Source organism: Mesorhizobium sp. PUT5, assembly GCF_052216645.1.
GTDB lineage: Bacteria > Pseudomonadota > Alphaproteobacteria > Rhizobiales > Rhizobiaceae > Mesorhizobium.
Genome location: NZ_JBQOSO010000001.1, coordinates 289,781 through 312,685, shown reverse-complemented (window position 1 = coordinate 312,685; position 22,905 = coordinate 289,781). Strand labels below are relative to the sequence as shown.

Genomic DNA, 22,905 nt, shown 5'->3' with positions numbered 1-22,905 from the left:
GCTCTCCGCAAGGTCTGGCGGCCAAAGGAGGCGAAGCTTCGTTGACGGAATAGCCCCCTAACTCTGTCCCGATGAGCGGATGAAGCTCGCAAATTCCGGCGTTTTGGGATTGGCGAACAGTTCGGCCGGGGGGCCTTGTTCCCAGACCATGCCTTCGTTCATGAAGACCACCCTCGTCGACACGTTACGGGCAAATCCCATTTCGTGTGTGACCAAGATCATCGTCAAGCCGTTCCGGGCCATGTCCTCGATCACATGCAACACTTCCCCGACAAGTTCCGGGTCGAGCGCCGAAGTGGCTTCATCGAAAAGCATCAACTCCGGGGACATCGCCAGGCACCTGGCGATTGCGACACGTTGCTGCTGCCCGCCGGAGAGCTGGCCCGGATACACATCGATCTTCTCCGAAAGGCCCACCCGGTTGAGAACCTCCAAGGCCAGTTCCCGGGCGCCGGATTTTTCCACCTTCCCGGTCAGGATGGGTGCCAGCGTCACATTCCGCTCCACGTTCATGTGCGGGAACAGGTTGAAGGACTGAAACACAATGCCCATTCGCTGGCGAAGAAGCCGCAAGTTCTTCATATCGCGTCGAACAGGAAGCCCGTCGAAGAGGATCGTTCCTTCGTCGATGCTTTCAAGCGCGTTGACGCAGCGCAGCAGCGTGCTTTTGCCCGAGCCGCTTCGTCCGACTATGGCGATGATTTCCCCTTCTTCGACGCTGAGGGAGATTCCCTTGAGAACTTCAAGGGCGCCGAATTTCTTCCGCACGTCCGCGATTTCAAGAAGCGCCATTCAACCGTCCCTCCAATGAACGTGCCCAGTGGGTGAGCGGCAAGCACACCATGAAGTAGATTGCAGCCACGCATGAATAAACAAGCAACGGCTGAAATGTCGCCGCGCCGATGATCTGTCCGGCACGGGTCAATTCGACGAACCCCACGATCGATGCCAGCGACGTTCCCTTGATAAGCTGGACCAGGAGGCCCACCGTGGGTGGAAGCGACATTCGCAACGCCTGCGGCCCGATGACATAGCGGAACTGCTGCCACTTGGTGATCCCCAGGCATTCGGCGGCATCCCATTGCGTGCCTTTCACGGCTTCGATCCCGCCGCGCCAGATCTGGCCGAGAAAGGACGCCGAATAGGCGGTGAAGGCCACGGACACGGCAATCAGCGGCGCCACCTCCTGTCCGAGGAGCAGAGGGAAGCCGAAGTAAAAGAAGACCAGCAGCCCGAGAAGCGGGACGCCCTGAACAACTTCGATAAAAGCCATCGCGACATAGCGCAGTATCCTGCGGCGGCTTGTGCGCATCAGCGCCAGGCCGAGCCCCAGCGGCGCCCCAAATGCCAGCGCGATGACGACCAGAACCACCGTCCACTGCAAAGCCTGGAGGAGGTACATCATGTCGGTGCTAGAGAATGTACGCATCCGCAACTCCTGGCTGCATCAATGCTGGGCAGGCCAACGGAACAGGATTCTTCCGCCGAGCGCAAAAATGACCTTCAATATCAACACGGAGACGAGGTAGATCGCACAGATGAGCGCGTAGACCTCGAAGCTGCGATATGTCCGGCTTTCCACAAACGATCCCATATAAAAAAGCTCTTCGGCGGAAATCTGCGAAGCGATGGACGTTCCAAGAAACAACAGGACAAGCTGGCTGGTGAATGACGGATAGATGTTACGCAGCGCCGGCATGAATATTACGTGGCGGAATATCTGCCAGCGGGTAATGCCCAGGCACTGCCCCGCCTCGATCTGGCTACGCGGGATGGAGTCCAGTCCGGCCCGGATGATCTCGATCGCGTAGGCGCCGAAATAGATGCTGAACGCAATGGCCGCCGCCTGGAGCGGCGGCAGCCGCAGCCCGAACGAGGGAAGCACGAAGAAGACGATAAAGAGCTGGATCAGCCCCGGCGTGTTCCGAATGAGTTCGACATATATGCGGATGATCCACCGGAGAGGCCTCGGCCCCCATCGAACGCCAACCGCCCCCAACACGCCGATGATGACACCGAAAAACGCCGCGATGCCTGCCAGAAGCAGGGTGATCTCCATGCCCTGCACGAACAGGCCCTGATATTGCAGGATCTGGCGAAAGCTGAAACCAGTCATGTCAGCACTCGAACGAACCGGGTTTATTCACGAGGCTCCGGCGCGCCGCGTCCGGCCTGGACGCCATGCGCGGATGGCCGGGCACCCTATGGAGCCGCATCGGCGCCTGCACCCTGCGGCAGAGCGAACAGGCCCGGAGGAAGCGCCTCGAGATGCTCGCACACCTCCGCGCCCGGGACGACGTCGGCATATTTCGCGTTCATGTCGCACAGGCTGAGAGCATGACTGGATTGCGATCGATCGAAACACCCGTCCTCGACAACCGTGACACGATAATTGTGGCTGAATGCGTTGACGACGGACGCGCGAACACAGCCGCTGGTCGTGGTGCCGGTCACGATCAGGCTGTCGGCGCCGAGCAGCGTCAGGTGAGACGACAAGGGCGTGCCGAAAAAGGCGCTGGGCTTGGGCTTGACCACGACGATGTCCGCCGGGGACGGCTCGATCTCCTTCACGAAGAGATTGGGATCGCCCGCTCCCTCCACGCCACCTCCCCACTCGACGGCCCGGCCATTTTTCAGGTTGCCCATGCCGATATCCCACCGGTCGTCACGATAATGCGCGGTCGTGTATATGATGGGCAGGCCTTTCCGGCGCGCGATCTCGACCAGCTTCGCGATAACCCCGATGGCATGCCACGCCTCTTCGCCGCAGGAATTGCTCCAGCGCTTAATGGACGTCAGTATCGGCTCCGGCCTGTCGCCGCAAAACCCATAACTGACATCAATGATCAGCAGGGCAGGCCTGGCGCCGAAGCCCTGCCGAACCCCGTAGCCGGCGGCGGCGAATACATCCCTGTCGCGGGCGGTAAGAAATTGATCCCATACACGTTCTTGCATACCGTTCTCACTCAGTTTCCGCTTGCGCGATCTGGCAGATGGGACCCCGCCGGCCTCGCGGCCGACAGGGTCCGGCATTGTCGTGGATTAAACCGACGCTCTACAGGTTGGGGAAGGGTTCCGGCAGCGGCTCGTCGAGCCATTTCACCGCCAGCCTGTTCAACTCACCGTTGACCAGATTGTAGAACACGAATGTATCGAGCCAGCGCAGCAGATCCGGGTTGCCGTAGCGCACCGCCATATGAGGCGGCGAGTGCCGGATCACAAACTTGGTGTCGACGTCGAGGCCCGGATTCTGCTTTGCTACGTGCTTCAGGATGATGCTCGCCGTGCCGATAAGGTCGATCTGCTTCGCGATATAGGCCGCGTTCAGCGTCGCATCGTCCTCGAACCGCTTGATCCGGGCAGGGTCGAGAAGTTCGGTCAATACCAGGTCGGACGAAGAACCGCGCTGCACGCCGACCGTCTGGGTGGTGATTTCGTCCGCCGATTTGACGTCGATGTCCTTGGGACCGAAGACGCCGATATAGATCGTGGAGTAGGGGGCGCTGAACGCGACCTGCTTGGCGCGCTCCGGCGTCGCTCCCAGGCCGGAAACGATGATGTCGATCTTGTCGGTAAGCAAGAAGGGGATACGGTTGGCCCCGGTGAGTTGCTGCAGTTCGAGTTCCACCCCGAGGGCATCGGCCACCATGTGGGCGACATCGACATCCAGCCCGACAGGTTGCTGGTTCTCATCAACGAAACCGAAAGGCGGCACGTCAAGCGGCACGCCGATGCGAACCTTCCCCGAGGCCAGGATATCCTGAAGGTCCGCAAAGGCCGGCGAACTCGCGCCGACGACGCAACACGCGAGCGCGACCGCCTTGAGGGCCCGCTTGAAGTTTTGTACCACCCTGAACATTGGAAATCTCCCTCTTTCCCTATTTCTACCGGTTGTCGCTTATCGGAACTTTTCTCGATGGCCGCGCCGGTTTCGCAGGCCACCCCTCGACCATGTCCGAAAGATGCACCTTCCGGGCCCGCAACGCAGTCCCGCCGGGCTCATCGGTCCGTGACCCTGTGCATGCTGTCTGATCCGAGACCGTTGCCAGCTTTCGATCGTCACGCCTTGGGTTTTGCTTCCGCAGCGTGACCCTGTCCGAAAACCTGCAATTTCCGAGGACCATATTAATCAGGTTGTGATCGCTGCTCCCTGTTCAAAGTTCGATGCGCAACCTGCTGGCGTCCTCGCGCTGGCATCAGTTTTTCTTTGAAATAAATCATATTCCCGGTTGACGCTTCGTTTGGACCCGGAAAATCTTCATAGTTGAAACACTTACAAAATCCTCAGGTTATATGCCATGCTAGTGGCGTACACGAGAATCGCAAAGCTATAATTTTCTCATAATTACCGCAGGAAAACTCAGATCAGATGGCCCGCCGCCTTCCTCCGCTTAACGCACTTCGCGCCTTCGAGGCAACGGCGCGGAACGGCAGCCTGACGCGCGCCGCACAGGAGTTGCTCGTCACCCAGGGCGCGGTGAGCCGCCACGTTCTGCAGCTTGAGAACTGGCTCGGCGTTCAGTTGTGCGTCCGCACGCGCCGCGGCATTGAAATGACCCCCGGAGGCGCAGCCTATGCGATGGCTCTGCGCGTGGCGTTCGACCAGATCGAGGAGCAGACGCGGCAGCTTTGGAGCAGTCCCGACAAGAACACGCTTAGGGTCAAGCTGCCGCCCACTTTCGCAATTCGATGGCTGGTGCCCCGGCTGGCCCGCTTCCATGCGCTGCACCGCCATATCGACGTTCAGATCACCACTTCCCATCAAACGATCGACTTCGACCGTGAGGATATCGACGTCTGCATCCATTCCGGGGCCATGCCCCTGCCGGGTTTGACATGCAGGCGCCTGTTCGGCGAGGTGCTGCTGCCCGTCTGCAGCCCCGGTCTGTTCAAGACGGTCGCGCCCCCCGCCAGGCCGAGCGACCTTGCAAACCATGTCCTGCTCAGCTCGACGCACAGATCCGAAGACTGGCCGACTTGGCTGAACGCGGCCAATGTGGAAACCGTCGACGGGCATGGCGGCTTGAAGTTCGACAACTCGGCGCTCGCCTACCAGGCCGCGATCGACGAGGTAGGCATCGTCATGGCCCAGTTGGCCTTCGTCGAGGACGATCTTCGCAGCGGGCGGCTGATGGCGCCCCTCGATCTGAGGGTTCGCACCACAAGTGCGTATTATCTCGTATATCCCGGCTCACGAAAGCCGCCCCCGCTTACCCTGGCCTTCGAAAAGTGGCTGCTCCAGGAGATTGAGCAAAGCGACTGACGTTCCTGGCATTGCCCGCTCGCGCCGGCCTTGGACTGAGTTTTCCTGCTGATTTCATGAGGAAATTGTGGCTTTGCCGTCATGAGGCGAAACGCTAGCCTTTTTGCCTGGGCGGCCGGAGCGAAGCGGCTTTCTGCCTATTTCACGCAAGACGACGAGCCGAACCGGGCAGCCGGGTTCGGACCGCATGGAAGGATATTCAATGCCACGAAGCCAACATGCGGTGAAAAGGTCCGGCACCAAGGCGGCGCCTTTTTCGCGGCCGAAGGCAACGAGCCGTCATCATGGCGGATGATTTGGCAAAGTCCGCTCGCGCGCCGTCCACCGTCTTCGACAAGATCTGGAACGCGCATCTGATCAAGCGGCTGTATGACGGTCGCGATCTGATATTCGTCGACCGGCATGTCCTCCAGGAGACGACCAGCGCGCGGGCATTCGAAGGCCTGCGCAACTCCGGGCGCGCGGTGCGATATCCCGAGCTTACCGTGGCGACGCAGGACCATATCGTCTCCACGATGCCAGGCAGGAATGAGTTGAGCAATCCTGCCGGACGCGAACTGCTCGACCTGATGCGCTCGAATGCCAAGGCAAGCAGCATTCGTCATTTCGGCGTGGACGACCGGCGCCAAGGCATCGTCCACGTGATCGGCCCCGAGCTCGGCCTGGCCTTGCCGGGCTGCGTGCTTGCCTGCGGTGACAGCCACACGTCCACCGTCGGCGGGCTGGGCGCGATCGGGATCGGCGTCGGAACGAGCGAGGTGGAACATGTGCTCGCCACGCAGACCCTGGCCCTGGACAGGCCTCGAAACATGCGGGTCAGATTCGAGGGCGACGTCCTGCCTGGCGTCACGGCAAAGGACATGATCCTGGCCGTGATCGGCAAATTCGGCATCGCCGCCGGGCGCGGCCATGCGATCGAATATGCGGGGCCCGCAATTCGGGCGCTTCCCGTGGAGGCCCGGCTGACGCTCTGCAACATGTCAATCGAGTTCGGGGCACGTCTGGGCCTGATCGCCCCCGATGAAACGACATTCGCCTACATAAGGGGGCGCGAATACGCGCCTGCCGGTTCGGCTTTCGAGCGCGCCATGGCGGAATGGCGGTCGCTAGCGACCGATCCGCAAGCCAGTTTCGACCGCGAACTGGTCATCGATTGTGCCCAACTGGCACCCCAGGTCACCTGGGGCACGACCCCGCAGGACGTCGCCGGAATCAATGAGCGGGTCCCGGATCCGGCGTCGTTCGCCGACGGCAGGAGCCGTGAGCGTGTGGCGGCGGCCCTTCGCTACATGGAACTTGAGCCCGGCACCCCGCTGGAGGGCATTCCGATCGATGTCGCCTTTGTCGGCTCCTGCACCAACGGAAGGCTCGCCGACCTGCAGGCCGCGGCGGCGCTTGTCCGCGGACGCAGAGTCGCGGCAAACGTCCGGGCGCTTGTGGTGCCCGGCTCCATGTCGGTCAAACGCCAGGCCGAAGAGCTGGGCCTTCACCACATCTTCCGCGAAAGCGGCTTCGAATGGCGCGACGCCGGCTGCTCCATGTGCGTCAGCATCAATGAGGATATCGTTCCGGCCGGCGCGCGCAGCATTTCGACATCGAACCGCAACTTCGAAAACCGCCAGGGACCCCGGAGCCGCACGCATCTGGCAAGCCCGGCGATGGTGGCGGCCGCGGCCGTCGCGGGGCGGATTACCGACATACGCAAGGGCTGGCCGGCATGAGAAAAGCCGTTTCGGAGATCAGCGGCGTCATGGCGGTCATGACGGCTGCCAACATCAACACCGACGCCATCATTCCTTCCTCATGGCTGCGGACGGCGAACGCCGATCTGGCCAAGGGTCTCTTCGGAGGACAGCGCTATGACGCCGCGGGCAAAGAGCGATCCGACTTCATCCTCAACCAGCCCGTCTTCCGTGGCGCCAGAATCTTGCTCGCCGACGAGAATTTCGGCTGCGGTTCGTCGCGCGAGGCCGCCGTTTGGGCGCTTGTGCAGTTCGGCATCCAATGCGTGCTGGCTCCGAGCTTTGCGGACATCTTTTACGAGAATGCCTTCAGGAACGCCCTGGTTCCGGGGCTGATCGATGTCGACACGATGCACGGTCTTGCCGGCTGCGTTCAGGATCACGGCTCCAACCCCGTTTTCCATGTCGACTTGAGAAGCTTGCAGATCACCGGCCCGAACCATCGCCAGTACGATTTCCGGGTCCCGCCATTGCGCGCCGAGGCGCTCATCAACGGCTATGACGAAATCGACATGACGATGCGGCACGCGGGCGACATCGATGCCCACTACAAGGCGGCCACGGCCGAACGCGCCTGGCTTTTCGCCGAGACCGGCGAGAGAGGAGGACTTTCATGAGCAGGCCGACCATCCGGGATGCGCTGGCCAGCGAACGTCCCCTGATCACCCCGCTCGCCCATGACGCCCTGTCGGCCCGGCTTATCGAACAGGCGGGCTTCAAGGCATTCGCGATTGGCGGCTCGGCCATGCTGGCCGCACGCCATGCCTATCCGGATATCGGCCTGGTGGGCCTGACCGACATGGCTCAGGGCATCGCAGATATCGCGGCCGCTTCGACGATCCCGTTTTTTGCCGATGCCGACGATGGCTATGGCGACGTGAAAAGCGTGGCACGTACCGTGGCCGCGTATGAAGCCATCGGCGTCGGAGGAATGCTGTTCGAGGATCAGGATCGGGACCGCAAGAGGCAGCGGGCGGACGGAGCCGTCGCCGTCGCGGACATTGCGGTGATCGAAGCCAAGCTGCGCGTGGCCCTTTCTGCCCGAAACAACCCCGGTACCTTCATCATCGGCCGCACCGACGCCTACGGGCCGCTCGGCCTCGACGCGGCAATGAGCCGGGCCGAGCGCTTTCTTGCGCTAGGTGTGGACGGGATATTCATCGCCGGATTGAGAAGCGAAGCCGACTACGTGCGCGTCGGCGCCGCGTTCAAGGGATGCTTCCTGTCTGCGGCGATGTTTGAAGGCGGCAACACACCTTGGCTCAGCCCGTCCGATCTTGGTGCAATGGGCTTCAGCCAGGTTTCGTTTCCCGCAAGCCTGATTTTCAGGGTCGTCGCGACCATGCGCGAAAGCCTCGCCGCGATAAGACGGCATGCCGACGATGTCGAGTTGCTTCAGCCCCTGAACGCGTGGGGCACGATCCGCGAGGCGCTGGACGAAGCGGTGGAACTTCCCCGCTGGCGGAAATTCGAGGACATCCCGTGAACCGCTTCGGTTCGCAGAAACCATATTCCGGCGAAGCCGTTTCCCGGGCTCGCCAATCACCGGCAACATCGATTAGGTTGCGCACCGTTGCGGCCATAAGTGCCTTCAAGCCGAAAGTGACATGATGCAGACTCTCCAGGGTAAGACAGTGGTGGTGACGGCAGCAGCGCAGGGCATAGGCCGGGCGAGCGCGCTGGCCTTCGCGGCCGCAGGCGCCAAGGTGCACGCCACCGACGTCAACGAAGCGGCGCTGGCCGGGCTTTCCGGCGCGCCCGGCATCGTGACCAGCAGGCTGGACGTGCTCGACGAGGACGCGGTCCAGGCGACGTTCGTCGCCATCGGCCCCGTGGACGTGCTGTTCAACTGCGCCGGCTTCGTCCATTCCGGCTCCATACTGGAGATGAAGGATGGCGATCTCGATTTCGCCCTGAACCTCAATGTGCGCGCCATGGTGCGCACCATTCGCGCCGTGCTGCCAGGCATGCTGGAGCGCCGCGACGGATCGATCATCAACATGGCGTCGCTGGCCGGCGCGCCCAAGGGCGTGCCCAACCGCTTCGTCTACGGCCTCACCAAGGCGGCGGTGGTGGGGCTGACCAAGGCGGTGGCGGCCGACTACGTGACCAGGGGCATCCGCTGCAACGCCATCTGCCCCGGCACGGTGGAAAGCCCCTCGCTGGAGGCCCGTATGCGGGCCCAGGGCGATTACGAGACGGCGCGCGCAGCCTTCATAGCGCGCCAGCCCATGGGGCGGCTCGGCACGGCCGAGGAAATCGCCGATCTCGCCGTATACCTGGCCGGAGCCACCTACACGACGGGCCAAGCCTACAATATCGACGGCGGCTGGTCGATCTGAGGCAGGAAGCCGCCAACTCGTCCCAGTCCGCAATCACCACTGTGGCCCGGTCACGGAAGGCCGCCGAGCTCTCGGGAAAGCAGCGTGGCGTGCTGCATGGCCACATCGCGAAGAGACTCGAGCTTGCCGATATCGAACCGGCTCGCAGGCCCGGAAATGGCAATGCCGCCCGGCACCTCGCCGCCGTTCTCGAACACCGGCAGGGCGACGCAGCGCATGTCGGGCGCAAATTCCAGGTCGTCGAAAGCGTAGCCTTCGGCGCGTATGCGAACGAGTGACCGGCGCAGTTCATCCGGTTCGGTGATCGTTTTGGGAGCAACCTTTACCAGGCCGCGGGCGATCACCGCCTCTGTCAGCCGCATGTCCTGGAACGCCAGAAGCACCTTCCCGATCGAGGAGCAATGCAGGGGCGAGCGGTCCCCGATCTGGAAATCCACAGCGACGCGCTGGGTGCCCTTGGCGCGGTATACGAGCACGGCTGCGTCGCGCTCGAGAACGGAATAATGGACCGTCTCCCCGGTCTCGTCGGAAATCCGGCGCAGGCAGGCGAGGATGCGGCGCGCCCTCTCGTCCTCGCCCATCAGGTGGCGCGCCAGGGAAAGCACCTTGAACGTCAGCCGATAGTGCTTGGCATCGGCCTCCTTCTGCACATAGCCGGAATGAACCAGCGTCATGAGCATGCGGTAGGCGGTCGCCCTGTCGGCGGCGACGCCGGCCGCGACCTCCGAGACCGTCACCGGCCGCCGCTGCTCCCCGAGGAAATCCAGCACGCCCAGCGCCTTCAGCGCGGTGATGCTGACATTCGAATCGATGCCGCTGCCGGGCTCGGTCGTGGTCAAGGATTCGGCTCCTTTGTTCAATATTCGTATACGGCATAGATAACTTGAATTCAAGTTCACTATTCGTTGACTTGGTTCTTTAGCTGAAATACGACTAAGCGGGCGACAGCCGCTTGCGGGAGGAACCGAGCCATGAACATGCTGATCGACGGTTTGTGGACCTCCGCATCGGATGGCGGCACGGACCCGGTCCTCAATCCTGCAAATGGCGAAGAAATCGCCGCGGTTCCGCGCGCGAGCGCCGCCGACGTCGAGCGGGCGGTCGACGCCGCCCAGCGCGGCAGCACGGCAATGGCCGCCATGCCCGCCTGGCGCCGCTACGAAATCCTTGAGGCCGTGGCGCGCCGTATCGAGGAAAACCAGGCCGAGCTGGGCCGGCTTCTGTGCAGGGAGAACGGCAAGCGCATCGGCGAGACCACCAGCGAGATCGGGGTCGCCGCGCGCATCTTCCGCGGCTATGCCGAGGAGGCCAAGCGCGTCTTCGGCAGGTCGGTGCCGCTGGATTCCATACCGGGCCGGGAGAAGTCGCTGGCGCTGACCATGCGCCAGCCGCTCGGCGTGGTCGCCGCCATCGTGCCCTTCAACTACCCCGTCGAATTGTGGAGCCACAAGGTCGCGGGCGGGCTGGCCGCCGGCAACGCGGTCATCACCAAGCCGCCGGAGGATTGCCCGCTCGCCATCATCGAGGTCAGCCGCTACATGGAGGACGCCGGCCTGCCGCGCGGCGCGCATCAGGTTCTGACAGGCGGGCGCGAGGTCGGCGAGGCGCTGGTCCGGGCCGAAGGCGTGCAGATGATCGCCATGACCGGCTCGACGGCGGCAGGCCGGCGTATCCTCGAAGTCGCGGCTCGGACGCTGAAGAAGGTGCATCTGGAGCTCGGCGGCAACGACGCCACCATCGTGTGCGCCGATGCCGACATCGAAGCCACCGCGGACGCCCTGGTGGCGGGCCGCTTCACTTCCGGCAACGGCCAGATCTGCTGTGCGGTCAAGCGCGTCCTGGTCGAGCGGACGGCCTACGGGCCGCTGCTCGATGCGGTGGCGGCACGGACAAGGAAGCTGCGGGTCGGCGATCCTATGGACCCTGCCACCGATGTCGGTCCCCTGATCAACCTGCGCGGCGCCGAGCGCGTCGAGGCGCAGGTGCGGCAGGCCGTGGCCGATGGGGCCGGCATCGTCGCCGGCGGCAAGAGGCGCGGCAACTTCTTCGAGCCGACCATCCTGACCGGCGTTGCGCCCGGCACCCCGGCCTTCGCCGAGGAGACGTTCGGGCCGGTGCTGCCGCTCATCCCCTATGACGACTTCGAACAGGCTCTGGCGCTGGCCAACGACAGCCCGTTCGGCCTGCAGGCGGCGATCTTCACCCGCGACCTCGGCCGCGTCATGCGTGCCTACCAGGTCCTCGACGTCGGTACGGTCGTCGTCAACCACACGACGGCGGTGCGGGTCGAGACCCTGCCTTTCGGCGGCAACAAGGGCAGTGGCAACGGCCGCGAGGGCATCCACGACACGCTCCACGAAATGAGCAAGGAAAAGACGCTGCTGCTGCATGAAGTCTTCGGGGCGCGCTGATGCCGCACCTCGCCGTCAGCCAGGTCGCCAAGAGCTATGACGGCAACCCGGCCGTGCGCGACATTTCCTTCGCGGTCGAGCCCGGCCGCGTGCTGGCGCTGTGCGGCGAGAACGGCGCCGGCAAATCGACGCTGATGAAGATGCTGTCCGGTGCGGTGCTGCCCGACAGCGGCTGTATCCTGATCGACGGGCAGCCGGCGCGCATCGCGCGTCCGGCCGACGCCATGGCGCTCGGCATCAGCACCGTCTACCAGGAACTCAGCCTGCTGCACCATCTTTCGGTCGCCGAGAACATCCTGCTCGGCCGCATGCCGACGCGAGCCCTGCCCTTCGTCATCGATTGGGCGGAGGCCGAGCGCGTCGCCGCGACCGTGCTCGGCGAGCTCGGATTCCAGGACATCGATCCGCGCGCGCTGGTGGGAACGCTCAGCGTCGCGCAGCAGCAGATCGTCGAGATCGCCAAGGCGCTCGTCACGAAACCCAGGGTCCTCATCCTCGACGAGCCGACCGCCGTGCTTTCGGCCTCGGAGACCGACATGCTGTTCGGCAAGGTGCGCGCGCTGGCGCAGGCCGGAACCACGGTGCTCTACATCTCCCACCGTCTGGAAGAGATCTTCGCCATCGCCGACGAGGTCGTGGTGTTGAAGGACGGCCGCAGCGTGCTTTCCAGCTCCTTGCGCGACATCGACCAGGAAAGGCTGATCCACGCCATGGTCGGGCGGCCGCTGTCGGCCATCTTCCCGCCCAGGACCGGCAAGACGGGCGCGGCGGTGCTCGATGTCGCCGGGTTGACGCTGGCCGGCGCCTTCGAGGATGTCTCCTTCTCGATCCATGCCGGCGAAATCGTCGGCATGTTCGGCCTCGTCGGCAGCGGCCGGACGGAAATCGGCAAGGCGATCTTCGGGGCGCGGCCGGCGGACAGCGGAGAAATCAGGCTGAACGGCGAACGCACGATTTTCGCCACGCCGCGGGCGGCCGTTCGCAGCGGCGTGGCGATGCTGACGGAGGATCGCAAGGGCGACGGGCTCGCGCTCGACTGCAGCATCGTCGACAATGCCGGGCTGGCCAGCTTCGCCCGCTACGCGCCCAAAGGCATCATCGATCACGCCAGGCGCGGTGAACTGGTCGATGCCAAGGTGCGCGAACTTTCCATCCGGCTGCGCGATACCGACAGCCCCGTGCGCCAGCTTTCCGGCGGCAACCAGCAGAAAGTGGTGCTCGCCAAGTGGCTGCTGGTCGAGAATACGCAACTGTTCATCTTCGACGAGCCGACGCGTGGCGTCGACATCGCCACGAAGGTGGAAATCTACCAGATGATCCGCGACCTCGCGACCGAGGGCGCCGCGGTGCTGCTGATCTCGTCGGAAATGCCGGAAGTGCTGGGCCTGGCCGACCGGCTGCTCATCGTGCGCAAGGGCCGGATCGCGGCCGAACTCGCGCCCGAAACCTTCCGGCCGGAAATCGTGTTCGCCCATGCCGCCGGTCTTGCCGTACAGCCCACGCCATCGGAGCACCCGCATTGACCGACACCGCCTACGCCGCCCGCCCGAGGCCCGCCTTTTGGCAGCGCATGCAGCGCGCCGACCTGCTGTTCGCGGCGGCCATCGTCGTACTGGTGGTGTTCGCCGCCTTCGCTTCGGATGCCTTCCTTACCCAGCGCAACATCGTCAACGTCTCGCGCCAGCTCGTCACCAACGGCTTCCTGAGCCTCGGCATGCTGATGGTGGTGCGCACCGGCGGCATCGACCTGTCCGTCGGCTCTGTGCTGGCCTTCGCCGGCCTGCTCGCCACCGGCCTGCAGGCCCATATGCATTTCTCGCTGGCGATCCTGGTCGCGCTGGCGATGGGCGCGGGGGTGGGCTTCATCAACGGCTGGCTGGTGGCGAAGTTCAAGCTGGAATCCTTCATCGTCACGCTGGCCACTATGGGCAGCCTGCGCGGGCTGGTCTATGTCTACGCCGACACGCCCCGCTATCCGGCCGACGAGATGTTCCGCGCCGTGATCGGCGGCGCCTTCGCGGGGCCGGTGCCGGTCACCTTCATCGTCTTCGCGCTCGCCGTGCCGGCGGTGTGGTTCTACCTCAACCACACGGTGTCTGGCCGCGCCGCCTTCGCGCTCGGCGTCAACATGGAAGCGGTGCGGCTGGCCGGCGTGGACGTGCGCAAGCATCTTATCTTCGCCTATGTCGCCTGCGGCCTGTTCGCGGCGATCGCCGGCGTGCTGCTGGCTTCGCGGCTCGGCATCGCCCAGCCCAGCGTCGGCATCGGCTATGAGCTGGACGCCATCGCCGCCGTGGTGATCGGCGGCGGCGTGCTGGGCGGCGGCGGCGGCACCACGCTCGGCGTGCTGGGCGGCGTGCTGGCGCTGGCCGTGGTCGACAATGTGCTCAACCTCTTCAACGTCGATTCCTACTACCAGCAGCTTCTGAAGGGGCTGATCATCCTGGTGGCGGTGCTCGCCAGGCGCAAGAAAGCTTGAAAGCCGCCGGCATGTGGCCGGTTGTCAAAGGGAGGAAGAAAATGGGTATTGCAAGAAAGCTGCGGTTCGCCGCGATGGCGGGCATCGCCGGGATGGCGCTGGCCACGCAGCCGGCCGCCGCCAAGGACATCAAGATCGGCATGGTCAACCTGTCGCTCTGCTGCGCCTATTTCGTGGGCATGGACGCCGCCGTGAAGGACGAGGCGTCTCACTTCTCCAACGTCCAGGTCCTGTCCACCGACGCCAAGGGCGACGTGGCCAAGCTGACCTCCGACGTGGAGGACCTGCTCAACCAGAACGTGGACGTCTTCATCGTCTCCGGCGCCTGGATCGAGGCCGCGCCGGCGGCGCTGGAGGCGATCAATCAGGCCGGCGTGCCGGTGGTGATGGTCGACCGGCTGCTGAAGGGCGGCGACCACACCGCCTGGGTCGGCCCGGACAACCGCGCCATCGGCGAGGGCATCGGCGACTACATCGCCAAGCGGCTGAATGGCGAGGGCAAGGTCGCCATCATCCGCGGCGGCCCGGCCGACAACACCATCGGCTCCAACCGCACCGACGGCGTCAAGGCGAAGCTGGAAGGCACCAAGATCGAGGCCGTCGTGGCGCCCGGCTGGGGCGAGTGGAGCGCCGATGGCGGCTTCAGCCAGATGGAGGACCTGCTGTCCAAGAACGGCGACCTCGACGCCGTCTTCTGCGAGAACGATTCCATGTGCCTCGGCGCGCAGAAGGCGATCACCGACGCCGGCAAAAGCGACCAGATCTTCATCGCCTCGGTCGACGGCGAGATGGGGACGCTGAAGGAGATCATGAAGCAGGGCAGCAATTACGGCGCCACCGGCCGCAATTCGTCCGACCAGATCGGGCGCGCCGGCTTCAACCGAGCCATGGCGATCATCGCCGGCGGCCAGCCTGAAAAGGAAACCGCCCTGCCCTCGCCGATCATCACCGGCGACAACGCCGTCAAATATTACGACGAGACGAGCAAGTTCTAAAAACGTGATCCCGAAAAGTCGCAGACTTTTCAAGGCGCGTTTGGAAATCGACGACCGCGGTATCCCTTACCTCCCGACCAAGGGAGGTAAGGGATGGTTGCGGCCCCATCGATCCGACGGATGAAAGACCGTGATCCTGCGGGCGGTATGCGGCCCCCAGGCAGGCTATTGCTTCCTGCTCGGCCTTGCCGCCGCCGGCCCTCAGACGAATGCCGGCAGCGGCCTGCCGACCGGGCCTCATCCGGCATCCCGATACACAGGTTGTCTCTTGCTTCCGAAGGCGGCGAGCCCTTCGGCGAGATCGGCCCCATGGACGTGGCCGACGAAATGCTCGATTTCGGCGCGCAGCCGCCGGGCGCGCTGCTCGTCGCGCGCCTCGGGGCCGGTCAACTGCTTGATGTGCCGCAGCGCCTGCGGGCTGCACCGGCAGATCTCGCGCGCCAGCTCCCTTGCCCGCTCCATCAGCCGTTCCCCGGGCACGGTTTCATTGACGAGACCCCACGCGGCCGCGGTCCCGGCATCGATCAGAGACGCGGTGAAGAAGAGCTGGGACGCGCGCAGCGGGCCGATCTTCTCGGCCAGGCGCACCGTCGCGCCTCCGGCGGGAACGACGCCGTATCGCGCATGTCCGTCGCCGATCTTCGCGCCCTCCGCGGCGATGACGATGTCGCAGGCCAGCAGCATCTCGAGCCCGCCGGCGACCGCCACGCCATTGACCGCGGCGACCACCGGCACGGGCAGGTCCTCGACCATCTGGATGACGTCCTGATTGTATCTCAGCGTATCGACGAGCCTGGTGCCGCCGGCCTTCAAGGCCGCCTCGAATTCGACGAGGTCGCCGCCGGCGCAAAAGGCCCGGCCGGCGCCGGTCACGATCACCACGCGCAACCCCGGCATCTCGCCGAGGGCGCGAAGCCGGCGCTCGAGCGAGCGCATCATCGCCTCCGAGGCGGCATTCAGGCTCTCGGGACGGTCGAATGTGAGCGTGGCTATCCCGTCCTCGACGTCGAGACGGACGCATTCGGCCTCCTGCCTTTCGGCGCCTCGCACAACATAGCTCTGCGGCAGCGGCCGGAGCGCGGCCTCGAGTTGCGCCGCCTGTTCCGCGCCGGCCCCTGAAAGGGCGATCTCGGCCAGGGTGCGCTTGAGGCCATCGAGGGAGACCTCGACCGTCGCGGAAGCGTCGGGCCCGCAGATCCGTTCCACTTCCAGGCGCACCTTCTCCTTGATCGCGAGGTCGCGCAACGCCGGCTTGAACACCTTGCCCACCGCCGTCACCGGCAGGGCGTCGATGACGAGCACGCTGCGCGGCCGTGCCGGCGGCTCATGGACGTTCGCCTCCAGATATGTCTTCAGCGCCTGGACATCGATGCGGGCGCCCGGCGCCGGCACGACGAACAATGCCGGCACCTCTCCGGCGTATTGATCGGGCATGCCGACGGCAGCGCTGATCTGCACGCCCGGAAACCTGTTCGCCACGTCCTCTATCGCCGCCGGATCGATGTTGTGGCCACTGCGGACGATGAGGTCCTTCTCGCGGCCGGTCAGCACCAGGCGCTCATCGGTCGTCAGGTAGCCGACATCGCCCGTCGTCAGCCAGCCGTCATCGCCGAGCGTGCCGACATTGTGCTTCGGGTCCACATAGCCGGGGAACACCTGCGGCCCGCGCACCTCCACCGAGCCGCTCTCGCCCGGCCCGCACAACTCCCCGTCCGTTCCCAGCCGCACGATACGGATTTGCGAGAAAGGCGCGCGAAAGCCGACGCTGCCCGCCAGAGGCTCGCCGCGGCCGGGGTTGAAGGCGATCGCCGCCGCAGTCTCCGTCATGCCGTAGGTCTCGAACAGCCGGATACCCGTGGCGGCCTCGAACCTGGCGCCGATCTCCTTCGGCAGCACCGCGCCGCCCGTGCCCGCCATGCGCACGGTCGAGACGTCGTATTTGGGATCGAAGCTGCCGGTCAGCGCCGTGATCGAGGTCGGCACGCCGCCGATGACGGTGGCGCGGAAATGCTGCACGATGCGCCAGTAGTTTTCCACCACCGCGGGCGGCCGCAGCCCATAGGCCGACGGCACCACCATGTGCCCGCCGGCGGCGAGCACGGACAGGCCGACCGTCATCGTGCCGCCGACGTGGAAGAACGGAAAGCCGTTGATGACGGTATCGTCCTCGTTGTAGGCGAACACCTGGCCGAAGCCGAAGGCTGCGTGAATCTGGTTGCCATGGGTAAGCTGCACCAGCTTCGGCCGGCCCGTCGTGCCGCCGGTGTGGAACAGGGCGCAGACCGTGTCGGGATCGCTGGTCGGCTCGAAATCGAGACCGTCGCCCCGGCTCCCTGCCAGCACTTCGCTCAGCGCCGAATACCCGGCCGGCAAAGGCCCGCTGCCGCCTATCACGATCACGTGCCTCAGGCTCGGCACCGCGTCGGCGATGCGCTCGGCCTTCATCCAGCAGTCTTCGTCAAGCTCCTGCGCCGGCAGCACGAGGATGGTCGCCTTCTCCGCATTCAGCAGGTCGACGATGGCCTCGCGGCTCAGCAGGTAATTCAGCGTGCTGGCCACGCCCGCCACCTGCGCGCCGAGCAGCAGTGCCGGAAGCTGCGGCAGCGTCGGCGTCAGGAAGGCGGCGACCCCGCGGCCCGGCGCAAGGCCCAGCCGCCTGAACATGTTCGCCGCGCGCGTGATTTCCTCCAGAAGCTGTTCGTGCGTGAAAGCGACGCCGACGTCGGCGGGATCGGGAGAGCGCAGCACGGTCAGCGCCTTGCGGTCGCCGCCGTGCCGGGCGGTCGCAAGGAACAGGTCATAGAGGTTGCGCGCCGTCACCAGCTCCTCATAGGGCCGGCTCTCGATAGCCTCGACATCTTCGATCGTGCGCACCTCGCGAACGGGGCGCGTCGTCTTCAACTGCCGTTCCATCAGTGCACCGCCGCATACATGATGGTTTCCTCGTCCGCCCTGTTGCCCTCGAATTCCTCGACGATGCGGCCCTGCCGGCACACCAGGATCCGGTCGGACAGTTGCAGGACTTCCGGCAGGTAGGACGAGATGACCATCACGGCGATCCCCTCGTCCGCCAGCCTGTTGATGAGGGCGTGGATCTCCGCGATGGCGCCCACGTCCACGCCGCGCGTCGGTTCGTCGAAGATGACCAGCCGGGGCTTCTGCACCAGCGCCTTGGCCACGACCACCTTCTGCTGATTGCCGCCCGACAGCTCGATGACGCGGGCATCGGCGTTGATCGCCTTGACGTTCAGCGCCTCGATCCACTCGCCTGCCAGCGCACGCATCTCGCTCATGCTCACGGTGGCCGATCTCGTGCGGCCGCCGGCCAGCGCGGCAATGTGGATGTTTTCGGCGATCGACATCGTTTCGAAGAAGCCTTCGACCTTGCGATCCTCGGTCACGTAGACGATGCCGTCGCCGACGGCCGTGCGCGGCACCCGGTAGCGCACCGGGCGGTCGCCGAGGCGGATCTGTCCGCCATGGAACATGTCGCGCTTCAGCACGCCGGCCACGACCTTCGCGGCTTCGGTGCGGCCGGAGCCGATCAGGCCGAAAACGCCGGTGATCTGTCCGGCGAATATGGAGAAGGACGTGTTGCGCACGAGGTTGCCCATGGACAGGTTCTGCACACTCAGCACCTTATCGCTCGGCTGCCGCACGGTGCGGTCCCTGGACGAGCCGTAGAGTTCCCCCGTCAGCGTGCGGCCGACCATGGCCCGCACGATCTTTTCACGATCGAATTTTTCCACGTCGTCGGTGACGACGTGCTCGCCGTCGCGCATCACGGTGATGCGGTCGGCGATCGCCAACGCCTCCTCCAGCGCGTGCGAGATGAAGATGATCGAGACGCTGCGCTGCTTCAGGCGTTCGACGAGAGCGAAGAACTGATGCTTTTCCTCGGGCGTCAGCGTCGCCGTCGGTTCGTCGAAGATGATGACCTGGGCGTTGTGGTGCACGGCCCGGGCGATCTCGACCATCTGCTTCTGGCCCGCGCCCAGCCCCGACACCATCGCGGTGGGGTCGACATGGAAGTTGAGCGACTGAAGGAACTGCTGGCCGGCGATATAGATGCCGCGCAGCCTGTGGAACCTTTTCGCGTCGGTGAGATAGATGTTCTGCGCCACGGTCAGGGACGGCACCAGGCTGGTTTCCTGGTAGACCATGGCAATGCCCCGGCGCAGCGCGTCCGACGGCGACGCCAGCTCGACCCTGGCGCCATCGATCCAGACTTCGCCGGAGGTGGGCTCGACGACACCGGCGATCATCTTCGTCAGCGTCGACTTGCCGGCGCCGTTCTCGCCCAGAAGCGCATGCACCTCGCCGCGACGAAGGCAGAAGGAGACATCCTTGACGGCGGGAATGCCCCGATACTGCTTGGTCGCGTTGCGCAGTTCGACGATCGGCCTCATTGCGTCTCTCCTCCGCCCGCCGTCATGTCCGCGATCGCAAGCGATACGATCACGCCGTCGCCGCGCGCGGCCACGAAGACCTGCCCCTCATGCTCGGCCGCGCATGTCACGCCGTGCGTCCTTCCGTCCGCGCGGCTTTGCAGGCTGGAGCGCGGCTGGAACCCGCGGTCGAGCTTGACGCACAGGCCGGCCGACATGGTCGGCGCCCACGGCTTCAGCATGCCGAGCTGCTTCACGCCGCCGCCCTGGAGCGACTCATAGAAGCTGCGGCCGGACCGGAGCTTGGGCGCAACCCAATAGTGCTGCGGCACCTCCGCCATCATGCGCTTTCGATAGGCGTCCTCGCGCAGCACGAACTCGACCAATTGGCTGCGCGGCGCGAACATCGCCAGCCAATAGCCGTCCTTCGCAGGCACGATGCGACCGGGATAGCCCGGCAAATCGCCATGCAGGACCGCATTGCCGCCCGGCCGCGATGGATCGATCCTCACCAGCCGGTGTTTCCAAGCCTCGGAAACGACGAGCCCCTTGCCGTCGACGACCAGGCCAGCGGGCCAGGCGAGGCCATCGGCAATCCGGGTGACGGCACCGCCCGCCAGGTCGATGCACCATACGCTTCCCGAGGCATTGCGTTCGAGCAGATCGCGCTGCCAGTCGTCCGCCGCATTCGCGGCCGAGCCGTTGGCGACATAGAGCATGGAACCATGCGCGGCCAGCGCGGTGATGCAGGCGATCCCCTCGCCGACGCGATAGCTGCGCCCGTCGAAGCTGCCGCCTTCGATGAGGATGCGGCCGTCGGCGCGCGCGATCGCCAGACCGTCTTCACCGACCGCACACAAGCCCGCAATCGTTTCGGGATGGGAAGAGCGGTGCTCCCACGCGCCGTCGGGGCCTAGCGCATAAAGGCTCTCCCCGGCCGAGGCGAAAAGCGTTCCGCCGCACGCGGCGAGGCAGTCTGCGCCCTCGAGCGCCCAGCGCGAGGTGGCCTCGTCCAGCACACGGTTGGGGCGAAGCGCACCGTCGAGCGGCGGCACGGTGACGGCTGCGTCGCCGCGACCGAACAGATTGTCCAATGCACGCGTCAGGCCGCGGATCATGCCTTCCCCCAGTAGGATCGCTGCGCCGTCCAGTCCGGGTCGACGCCTTCGAGTTTCAGGCGCCCGACGCGGTTGTTGACGATGCCGCCGATATAGAGATGACCCTTGTGCTCGCGCATGGAGGTGATCATCGGATGGTTTTCGCCGCCGCGGTCCCAAAGCGTCTCGATGATGCGGCCCGTTTCATCGAAGCGCAGCACGCAGCCGGTGTTGATGTTGGGATAGAGCCATTCGTCGGGCGCGACGCGCCGGGCCATGCGCCGGCGGAAGCTCGGCATCTTCAGGGCAAGGTCGAATGCCGGCGTGCGGATACCGACCAGGGCCAGCCAGTACGTGCCGTCCGAAGCCCGGTTGATGTTGTCGGGATAGCCCGGCAGATCGGAGATCACCGGCTCGACGGTCCCCTTCTTGGGTCCGTCGAACCAGTAGCGGCTGATCCGGCATGCCCAGGTTTCGGCGAACAGGAAGGACTGCCCGTCATGGGTCATGCAGATGCCGTTCGGGAAGACCAGGTTCCTCAGCACCGTGCGCGTCGTGCCCGCGTTCGGATCGAAGCAGATGATGCGCCCGTTGCCGCGCGATTCCAGGCAATCGACCGGCCATTCGTGCATGTCGTAGCGAACGGTGGCCTCGCTGAAGAAGATGCGTCCGTCCGGCGCGATATCGAGATCGTCGGCCAGCCGCAGGCGGGAATCGTCGACGACCGAGAACCAGGAGCGGTTGGTCTCGTCGGTGAGCCTCTCGATCTTCCGGTCGCGGGTGACGCGATAGAGGCCCATGCCGCCGATGCAGCAGATCAGCGAGCCGTCGCGCGCCATGGCCAGGCCGAGCGGCCTTCCTCCGACATGGGCGAAGACCTCCTGCCGCCGGTAGTCCGGCGCCAGGAAGCGAACGATGTCGCCCGTCCGGTTGCCGACATAGATGTTGTCGTCCTCGTCGAGAATGACGTCCTCCGGCCCGTCGATACGGCCGAGCCCGATCGCCTCGACCGGGTGCAGCCGGTCGTTCAGGGCATAGGGCGACGCGCCGTCCGTCGCCGGCGCGGGAGGCAGTTCGGCATAGGTCGGCGACACATAGACTTTCGACAGGAACTTGTGGCGGTTCTTCACCCAGCGCACGTCGACCGCCACGGCGGCCAAAAGCACCATGCCGAGCAGCAACGAGTTGGCGCCGCTCGTGACGCCCATTCGCACCAGGCTGTTGACCATGATCATGACGGTGATCGAGCCGATGATCGCCTTGGCGGCGGAGCCGCGGCCGCCGCCGAGGCTGTTGCCGCCGAGCACGGCCGCCGTCAGCGCCGCGATCTCGAGGCCGTTGCCGATGTCGGAGCCGGCGGCGCCCAGCCGCGAGGCGAAGAGTACGCCGGCGAGTGCGGCCAGCGTGCCGGACACCACATAGGTCGCGCAGACCACCCTGCGCACCGGAATGCCGACATTGTGCGCCGAGCGCCGTGACCCGCCGACGGCGAGCACATGCCAGCCGGCGCTGGTGCGGCTCAACACGAGATGGGCGACAAGGGCCACGACCAGGACGACGACGACGCTGAACGGCAGGCCGAGCAGATAGCCCTCGCCAAACCAGTACCAGAGGTCGGAATCCGGAAACGCCGCCGCGATCGCCACCGCATATTTCAGCAACAGCATGTCGACCACCGCGCGCACGATGATCAGCGTGACCAGCGTGGTGAGAAACGCGCGCAGCCGCAGATAGCCGATGAGCAGGCCGTTCACGAGGCCGACGGCCGCGCCGCAGGCGAGCGTCGCCACGACCACCGCCGCGACAGGCAACCCCGCCACGCTGAACAGCGCAAGCGCGACGATGTTGCCGAGCGCGAAGATCGAACCGACGCTCAGGTCGATCCCGCCCGCCACGATCACGACCGTCAGCGCCAGCACGATGAGCCCGAACTCGCCCCACTGCCGCATCAGGTTCGAAACGCTGGCGGCCCCGAAGAAATCCGGGATCACCGATCCGAAGACGGCAACCACCGCCGCCAGGATCAGGAGCGGGATCGCGTTGTCGACCCAGCGCTTGGTGAGTATCTCGCCGAGAAGGTGATCGGGCACGAGGCGGTAGCGCCAGCGCACCACGCTGTCTGAAAAAGCCATGGTCTATGCTCGGATTGAAGGATGCGGCGCCGACGGCATGCGCCGCCGGTGCCGTT

At 65.2% G+C, this 22,905-nt stretch carries 19 protein-coding genes; 9 read left to right on the top strand and 10 right to left on the bottom strand.

Features of this window, described 5'->3' with window-relative positions; genetic code table 11:
• Nucleotides 1-57: 57 nt before the first annotated feature.
• The 5 genes from ACTDI4_RS01425 to ACTDI4_RS01405 form a co-directional block, all read right to left on the bottom strand.
• Nucleotides 58-792 (bottom strand): amino acid ABC transporter ATP-binding protein, encoded by a 735-nt coding sequence (locus ACTDI4_RS01425; protein WP_442839430.1) that lies wholly within the window; start codon nt 790-792, stop codon nt 58-60.
• The gene (locus ACTDI4_RS01420; RefSeq protein WP_442839429.1) at nt 779-1,429 is read right to left on the bottom strand and encodes an amino acid ABC transporter permease; all 651 of its coding nucleotides are present in this window, start codon (nt 1,427-1,429) and stop codon (nt 779-781) included. The genes ACTDI4_RS01425 and ACTDI4_RS01420 overlap by 14 nt, the downstream gene beginning before the upstream one ends.
• A gap of 18 nt (nt 1,430-1,447) precedes the next feature.
• Nucleotides 1,448-2,116, bottom strand: a complete 669-nt coding sequence (locus ACTDI4_RS01415; protein ID WP_442839428.1) for an amino acid ABC transporter permease — start codon at nt 2,114-2,116, stop codon at nt 1,448-1,450.
• Between the two features lie 86 nt (nt 2,117-2,202).
• The gene (locus ACTDI4_RS01410; protein WP_442839427.1) at nt 2,203-2,955 is read right to left on the bottom strand and encodes an isochorismatase family protein; all 753 of its coding nucleotides are present in this window, start codon (nt 2,953-2,955) and stop codon (nt 2,203-2,205) included.
• Nucleotides 2,956-3,055: 100 nt separating this feature from the next.
• The gene (locus tag ACTDI4_RS01405; RefSeq protein ID WP_442839426.1) at nt 3,056-3,859 is read right to left on the bottom strand and encodes a transporter substrate-binding domain-containing protein; all 804 of its coding nucleotides are present in this window, start codon (nt 3,857-3,859) and stop codon (nt 3,056-3,058) included.
• 510 nt (nt 3,860-4,369) lie between these two features.
• On the opposite strand from ACTDI4_RS01405, the gene gcvA reads away from it, so the two are divergent.
• The 5 genes from gcvA to ACTDI4_RS01380 all read left to right on the top strand — a co-directional run bounded on the left by gcvA (nt 4,370) and on the right by ACTDI4_RS01380 (nt 9,347).
• Nucleotides 4,370-5,263 carry a transcriptional regulator GcvA gene (gene gcvA, locus ACTDI4_RS01400; protein ID WP_442839425.1) on the top strand — a complete coding sequence of 298 codons (894 nt, stop codon included), beginning with the start codon at nt 4,370-4,372 and terminating at the stop codon, nt 5,261-5,263.
• 284 nt (nt 5,264-5,547) lie between these two features.
• Nucleotides 5,548-6,984, top strand: coding sequence for a 3-isopropylmalate dehydratase large subunit (gene leuC, locus ACTDI4_RS01395; RefSeq protein WP_442839424.1), 1,437 nt, complete (start codon nt 5,548-5,550; stop codon nt 6,982-6,984).
• Nucleotides 6,981-7,622: a 3-isopropylmalate dehydratase small subunit gene (leuD, locus tag ACTDI4_RS01390; RefSeq protein ID WP_442839423.1), complete on the top strand. Its 642-nt coding sequence runs from the start codon at nt 6,981-6,983 to the stop codon at nt 7,620-7,622. Before leuC ends, leuD begins: the two co-directional genes overlap by 4 nt.
• The gene (locus ACTDI4_RS01385; protein ID WP_442839422.1) at nt 7,619-8,491 is read left to right on the top strand and encodes an isocitrate lyase/PEP mutase family protein; all 873 of its coding nucleotides are present in this window, start codon (nt 7,619-7,621) and stop codon (nt 8,489-8,491) included. The genes leuD and ACTDI4_RS01385 overlap by 4 nt, the downstream gene beginning before the upstream one ends.
• A 121-nt stretch (nt 8,492-8,612) precedes the next feature.
• Nucleotides 8,613-9,347: an SDR family oxidoreductase gene (locus tag ACTDI4_RS01380; RefSeq protein WP_442839421.1), complete on the top strand. Its 735-nt coding sequence runs from the start codon at nt 8,613-8,615 to the stop codon at nt 9,345-9,347.
• A gap of 50 nt (nt 9,348-9,397) precedes the next feature.
• Here ACTDI4_RS01380 and ACTDI4_RS01375 read toward each other — a convergent pair whose 3' ends face one another.
• Nucleotides 9,398-10,186 (bottom strand): IclR family transcriptional regulator, encoded by a 789-nt coding sequence (locus ACTDI4_RS01375; protein WP_442839420.1) that lies wholly within the window; start codon nt 10,184-10,186, stop codon nt 9,398-9,400.
• A gap of 132 nt (nt 10,187-10,318) precedes the next feature.
• On the opposite strand from ACTDI4_RS01375, the gene ACTDI4_RS01370 reads away from it, so the two are divergent.
• The 4 genes from ACTDI4_RS01370 to ACTDI4_RS01355 are packed head-to-tail and all read left to right on the top strand — an operon-like array spanning nt 10,319 to nt 15,232.
• Entirely contained in the window at nt 10,319-11,758 is a 1,440-nt protein-coding gene (locus ACTDI4_RS01370) for an aldehyde dehydrogenase family protein (protein WP_442839419.1), read from the top strand.
• The gene (locus tag ACTDI4_RS01365) at nt 11,758-13,281 is read left to right on the top strand and encodes a sugar ABC transporter ATP-binding protein (RefSeq protein ID WP_442839418.1); all 1,524 of its coding nucleotides are present in this window, start codon (nt 11,758-11,760) and stop codon (nt 13,279-13,281) included. Before ACTDI4_RS01370 ends, ACTDI4_RS01365 begins: the two co-directional genes overlap by 1 nt.
• Nucleotides 13,278-14,237 carry an ABC transporter permease gene (locus ACTDI4_RS01360; RefSeq protein WP_442839417.1) on the top strand — a complete coding sequence of 320 codons (960 nt, stop codon included), beginning with the start codon at nt 13,278-13,280 and terminating at the stop codon, nt 14,235-14,237. Before ACTDI4_RS01365 ends, ACTDI4_RS01360 begins: the two co-directional genes overlap by 4 nt.
• 41 nt (nt 14,238-14,278) lie before the next feature.
• The gene (locus ACTDI4_RS01355; RefSeq protein ID WP_442839416.1) at nt 14,279-15,232 is read left to right on the top strand and encodes a substrate-binding domain-containing protein; all 954 of its coding nucleotides are present in this window, start codon (nt 14,279-14,281) and stop codon (nt 15,230-15,232) included.
• 237 nt (nt 15,233-15,469) lie between these two features.
• Here the strand turns inward: ACTDI4_RS01355 and ACTDI4_RS01350 are convergent, their stop codons facing one another.
• The 4 genes from ACTDI4_RS01350 to ACTDI4_RS01335 are packed head-to-tail and all read right to left on the bottom strand — an operon-like array spanning nt 15,470 to nt 22,849.
• Nucleotides 15,470-18,145 carry an AMP-binding protein gene (locus ACTDI4_RS01350; RefSeq protein ID WP_442839415.1) on the bottom strand — a complete coding sequence of 892 codons (2,676 nt, stop codon included), beginning with the start codon at nt 18,143-18,145 and terminating at the stop codon, nt 15,470-15,472.
• Nucleotides 18,145-19,641: a sugar ABC transporter ATP-binding protein gene (locus ACTDI4_RS01345; RefSeq protein WP_442839414.1), complete on the bottom strand. Its 1,497-nt coding sequence runs from the start codon at nt 19,639-19,641 to the stop codon at nt 18,145-18,147. The genes ACTDI4_RS01350 and ACTDI4_RS01345 overlap by 1 nt, the downstream gene beginning before the upstream one ends.
• Nucleotides 19,638-20,738, bottom strand: a complete 1,101-nt coding sequence (locus ACTDI4_RS01340; RefSeq protein WP_442839413.1) for a strictosidine synthase — start codon at nt 20,736-20,738, stop codon at nt 19,638-19,640. Before ACTDI4_RS01340 ends, ACTDI4_RS01345 begins: the two co-directional genes overlap by 4 nt.
• Entirely contained in the window at nt 20,735-22,849 is a 2,115-nt protein-coding gene (locus tag ACTDI4_RS01335; protein ID WP_442839412.1) for an ABC transporter permease, read from the bottom strand. The genes ACTDI4_RS01340 and ACTDI4_RS01335 overlap by 4 nt, the downstream gene beginning before the upstream one ends.
• Between the last annotated feature and the right edge of the window lie 56 nt (nt 22,850-22,905).

Bases quoted from the DNA above. Each gene is read 5' to 3' on its own strand.
- ACTDI4_RS01370 (WP_442839419.1), top strand. From the start codon at position 10,319: ATGAACATGCTGATCGACGGTTTGTGGACCTCCGCATCGGATGGCGGC.
- ACTDI4_RS01415 (WP_442839428.1), bottom strand. From the start codon at position 2,116: ATGACTGGTTTCAGCTTTCGCCAGATCCTGCAATATCAGGGCCTGTTC.
- ACTDI4_RS01345 (WP_442839414.1), bottom strand. From the start codon at position 19,641: ATGAGGCCGATCGTCGAACTGCGCAACGCGACCAAGCAGTATCGGGGC.
- gcvA (WP_442839425.1), top strand. From the start codon at position 4,370: ATGGCCCGCCGCCTTCCTCCGCTTAACGCACTTCGCGCCTTCGAGGCA.
- ACTDI4_RS01425 (WP_442839430.1), bottom strand. From the start codon at position 792: ATGGCGCTTCTTGAAATCGCGGACGTGCGGAAGAAATTCGGCGCCCTT.
- ACTDI4_RS01410 (WP_442839427.1), bottom strand. From the start codon at position 2,955: ATGCAAGAACGTGTATGGGATCAATTTCTTACCGCCCGCGACAGGGAT.
- ACTDI4_RS01405 (WP_442839426.1), bottom strand. From the start codon at position 3,859: ATGTTCAGGGTGGTACAAAACTTCAAGCGGGCCCTCAAGGCGGTCGCG.
- ACTDI4_RS01380 (WP_442839421.1), top strand. From the start codon at position 8,613: ATGATGCAGACTCTCCAGGGTAAGACAGTGGTGGTGACGGCAGCAGCG.
- ACTDI4_RS01350 (WP_442839415.1), bottom strand. From the start codon at position 18,145: ATGGAACGGCAGTTGAAGACGACGCGCCCCGTTCGCGAGGTGCGCACG.
- ACTDI4_RS01340 (WP_442839413.1), bottom strand. From the start codon at position 20,738: ATGATCCGCGGCCTGACGCGTGCATTGGACAATCTGTTCGGTCGCGGC.
- leuC (WP_442839424.1), top strand. From the start codon at position 5,548: ATGGCGGATGATTTGGCAAAGTCCGCTCGCGCGCCGTCCACCGTCTTC.
- ACTDI4_RS01355 (WP_442839416.1), top strand. From the start codon at position 14,279: ATGGGTATTGCAAGAAAGCTGCGGTTCGCCGCGATGGCGGGCATCGCC.
- ACTDI4_RS01385 (WP_442839422.1), top strand. From the start codon at position 7,619: ATGAGCAGGCCGACCATCCGGGATGCGCTGGCCAGCGAACGTCCCCTG.
- ACTDI4_RS01420 (WP_442839429.1), bottom strand. From the start codon at position 1,429: ATGCGTACATTCTCTAGCACCGACATGATGTACCTCCTCCAGGCTTTG.
- ACTDI4_RS01335 (WP_442839412.1), bottom strand. From the start codon at position 22,849: ATGGCTTTTTCAGACAGCGTGGTGCGCTGGCGCTACCGCCTCGTGCCC.
- leuD (WP_442839423.1), top strand. From the start codon at position 6,981: ATGAGAAAAGCCGTTTCGGAGATCAGCGGCGTCATGGCGGTCATGACG.
- ACTDI4_RS01365 (WP_442839418.1), top strand. From the start codon at position 11,758: ATGCCGCACCTCGCCGTCAGCCAGGTCGCCAAGAGCTATGACGGCAAC.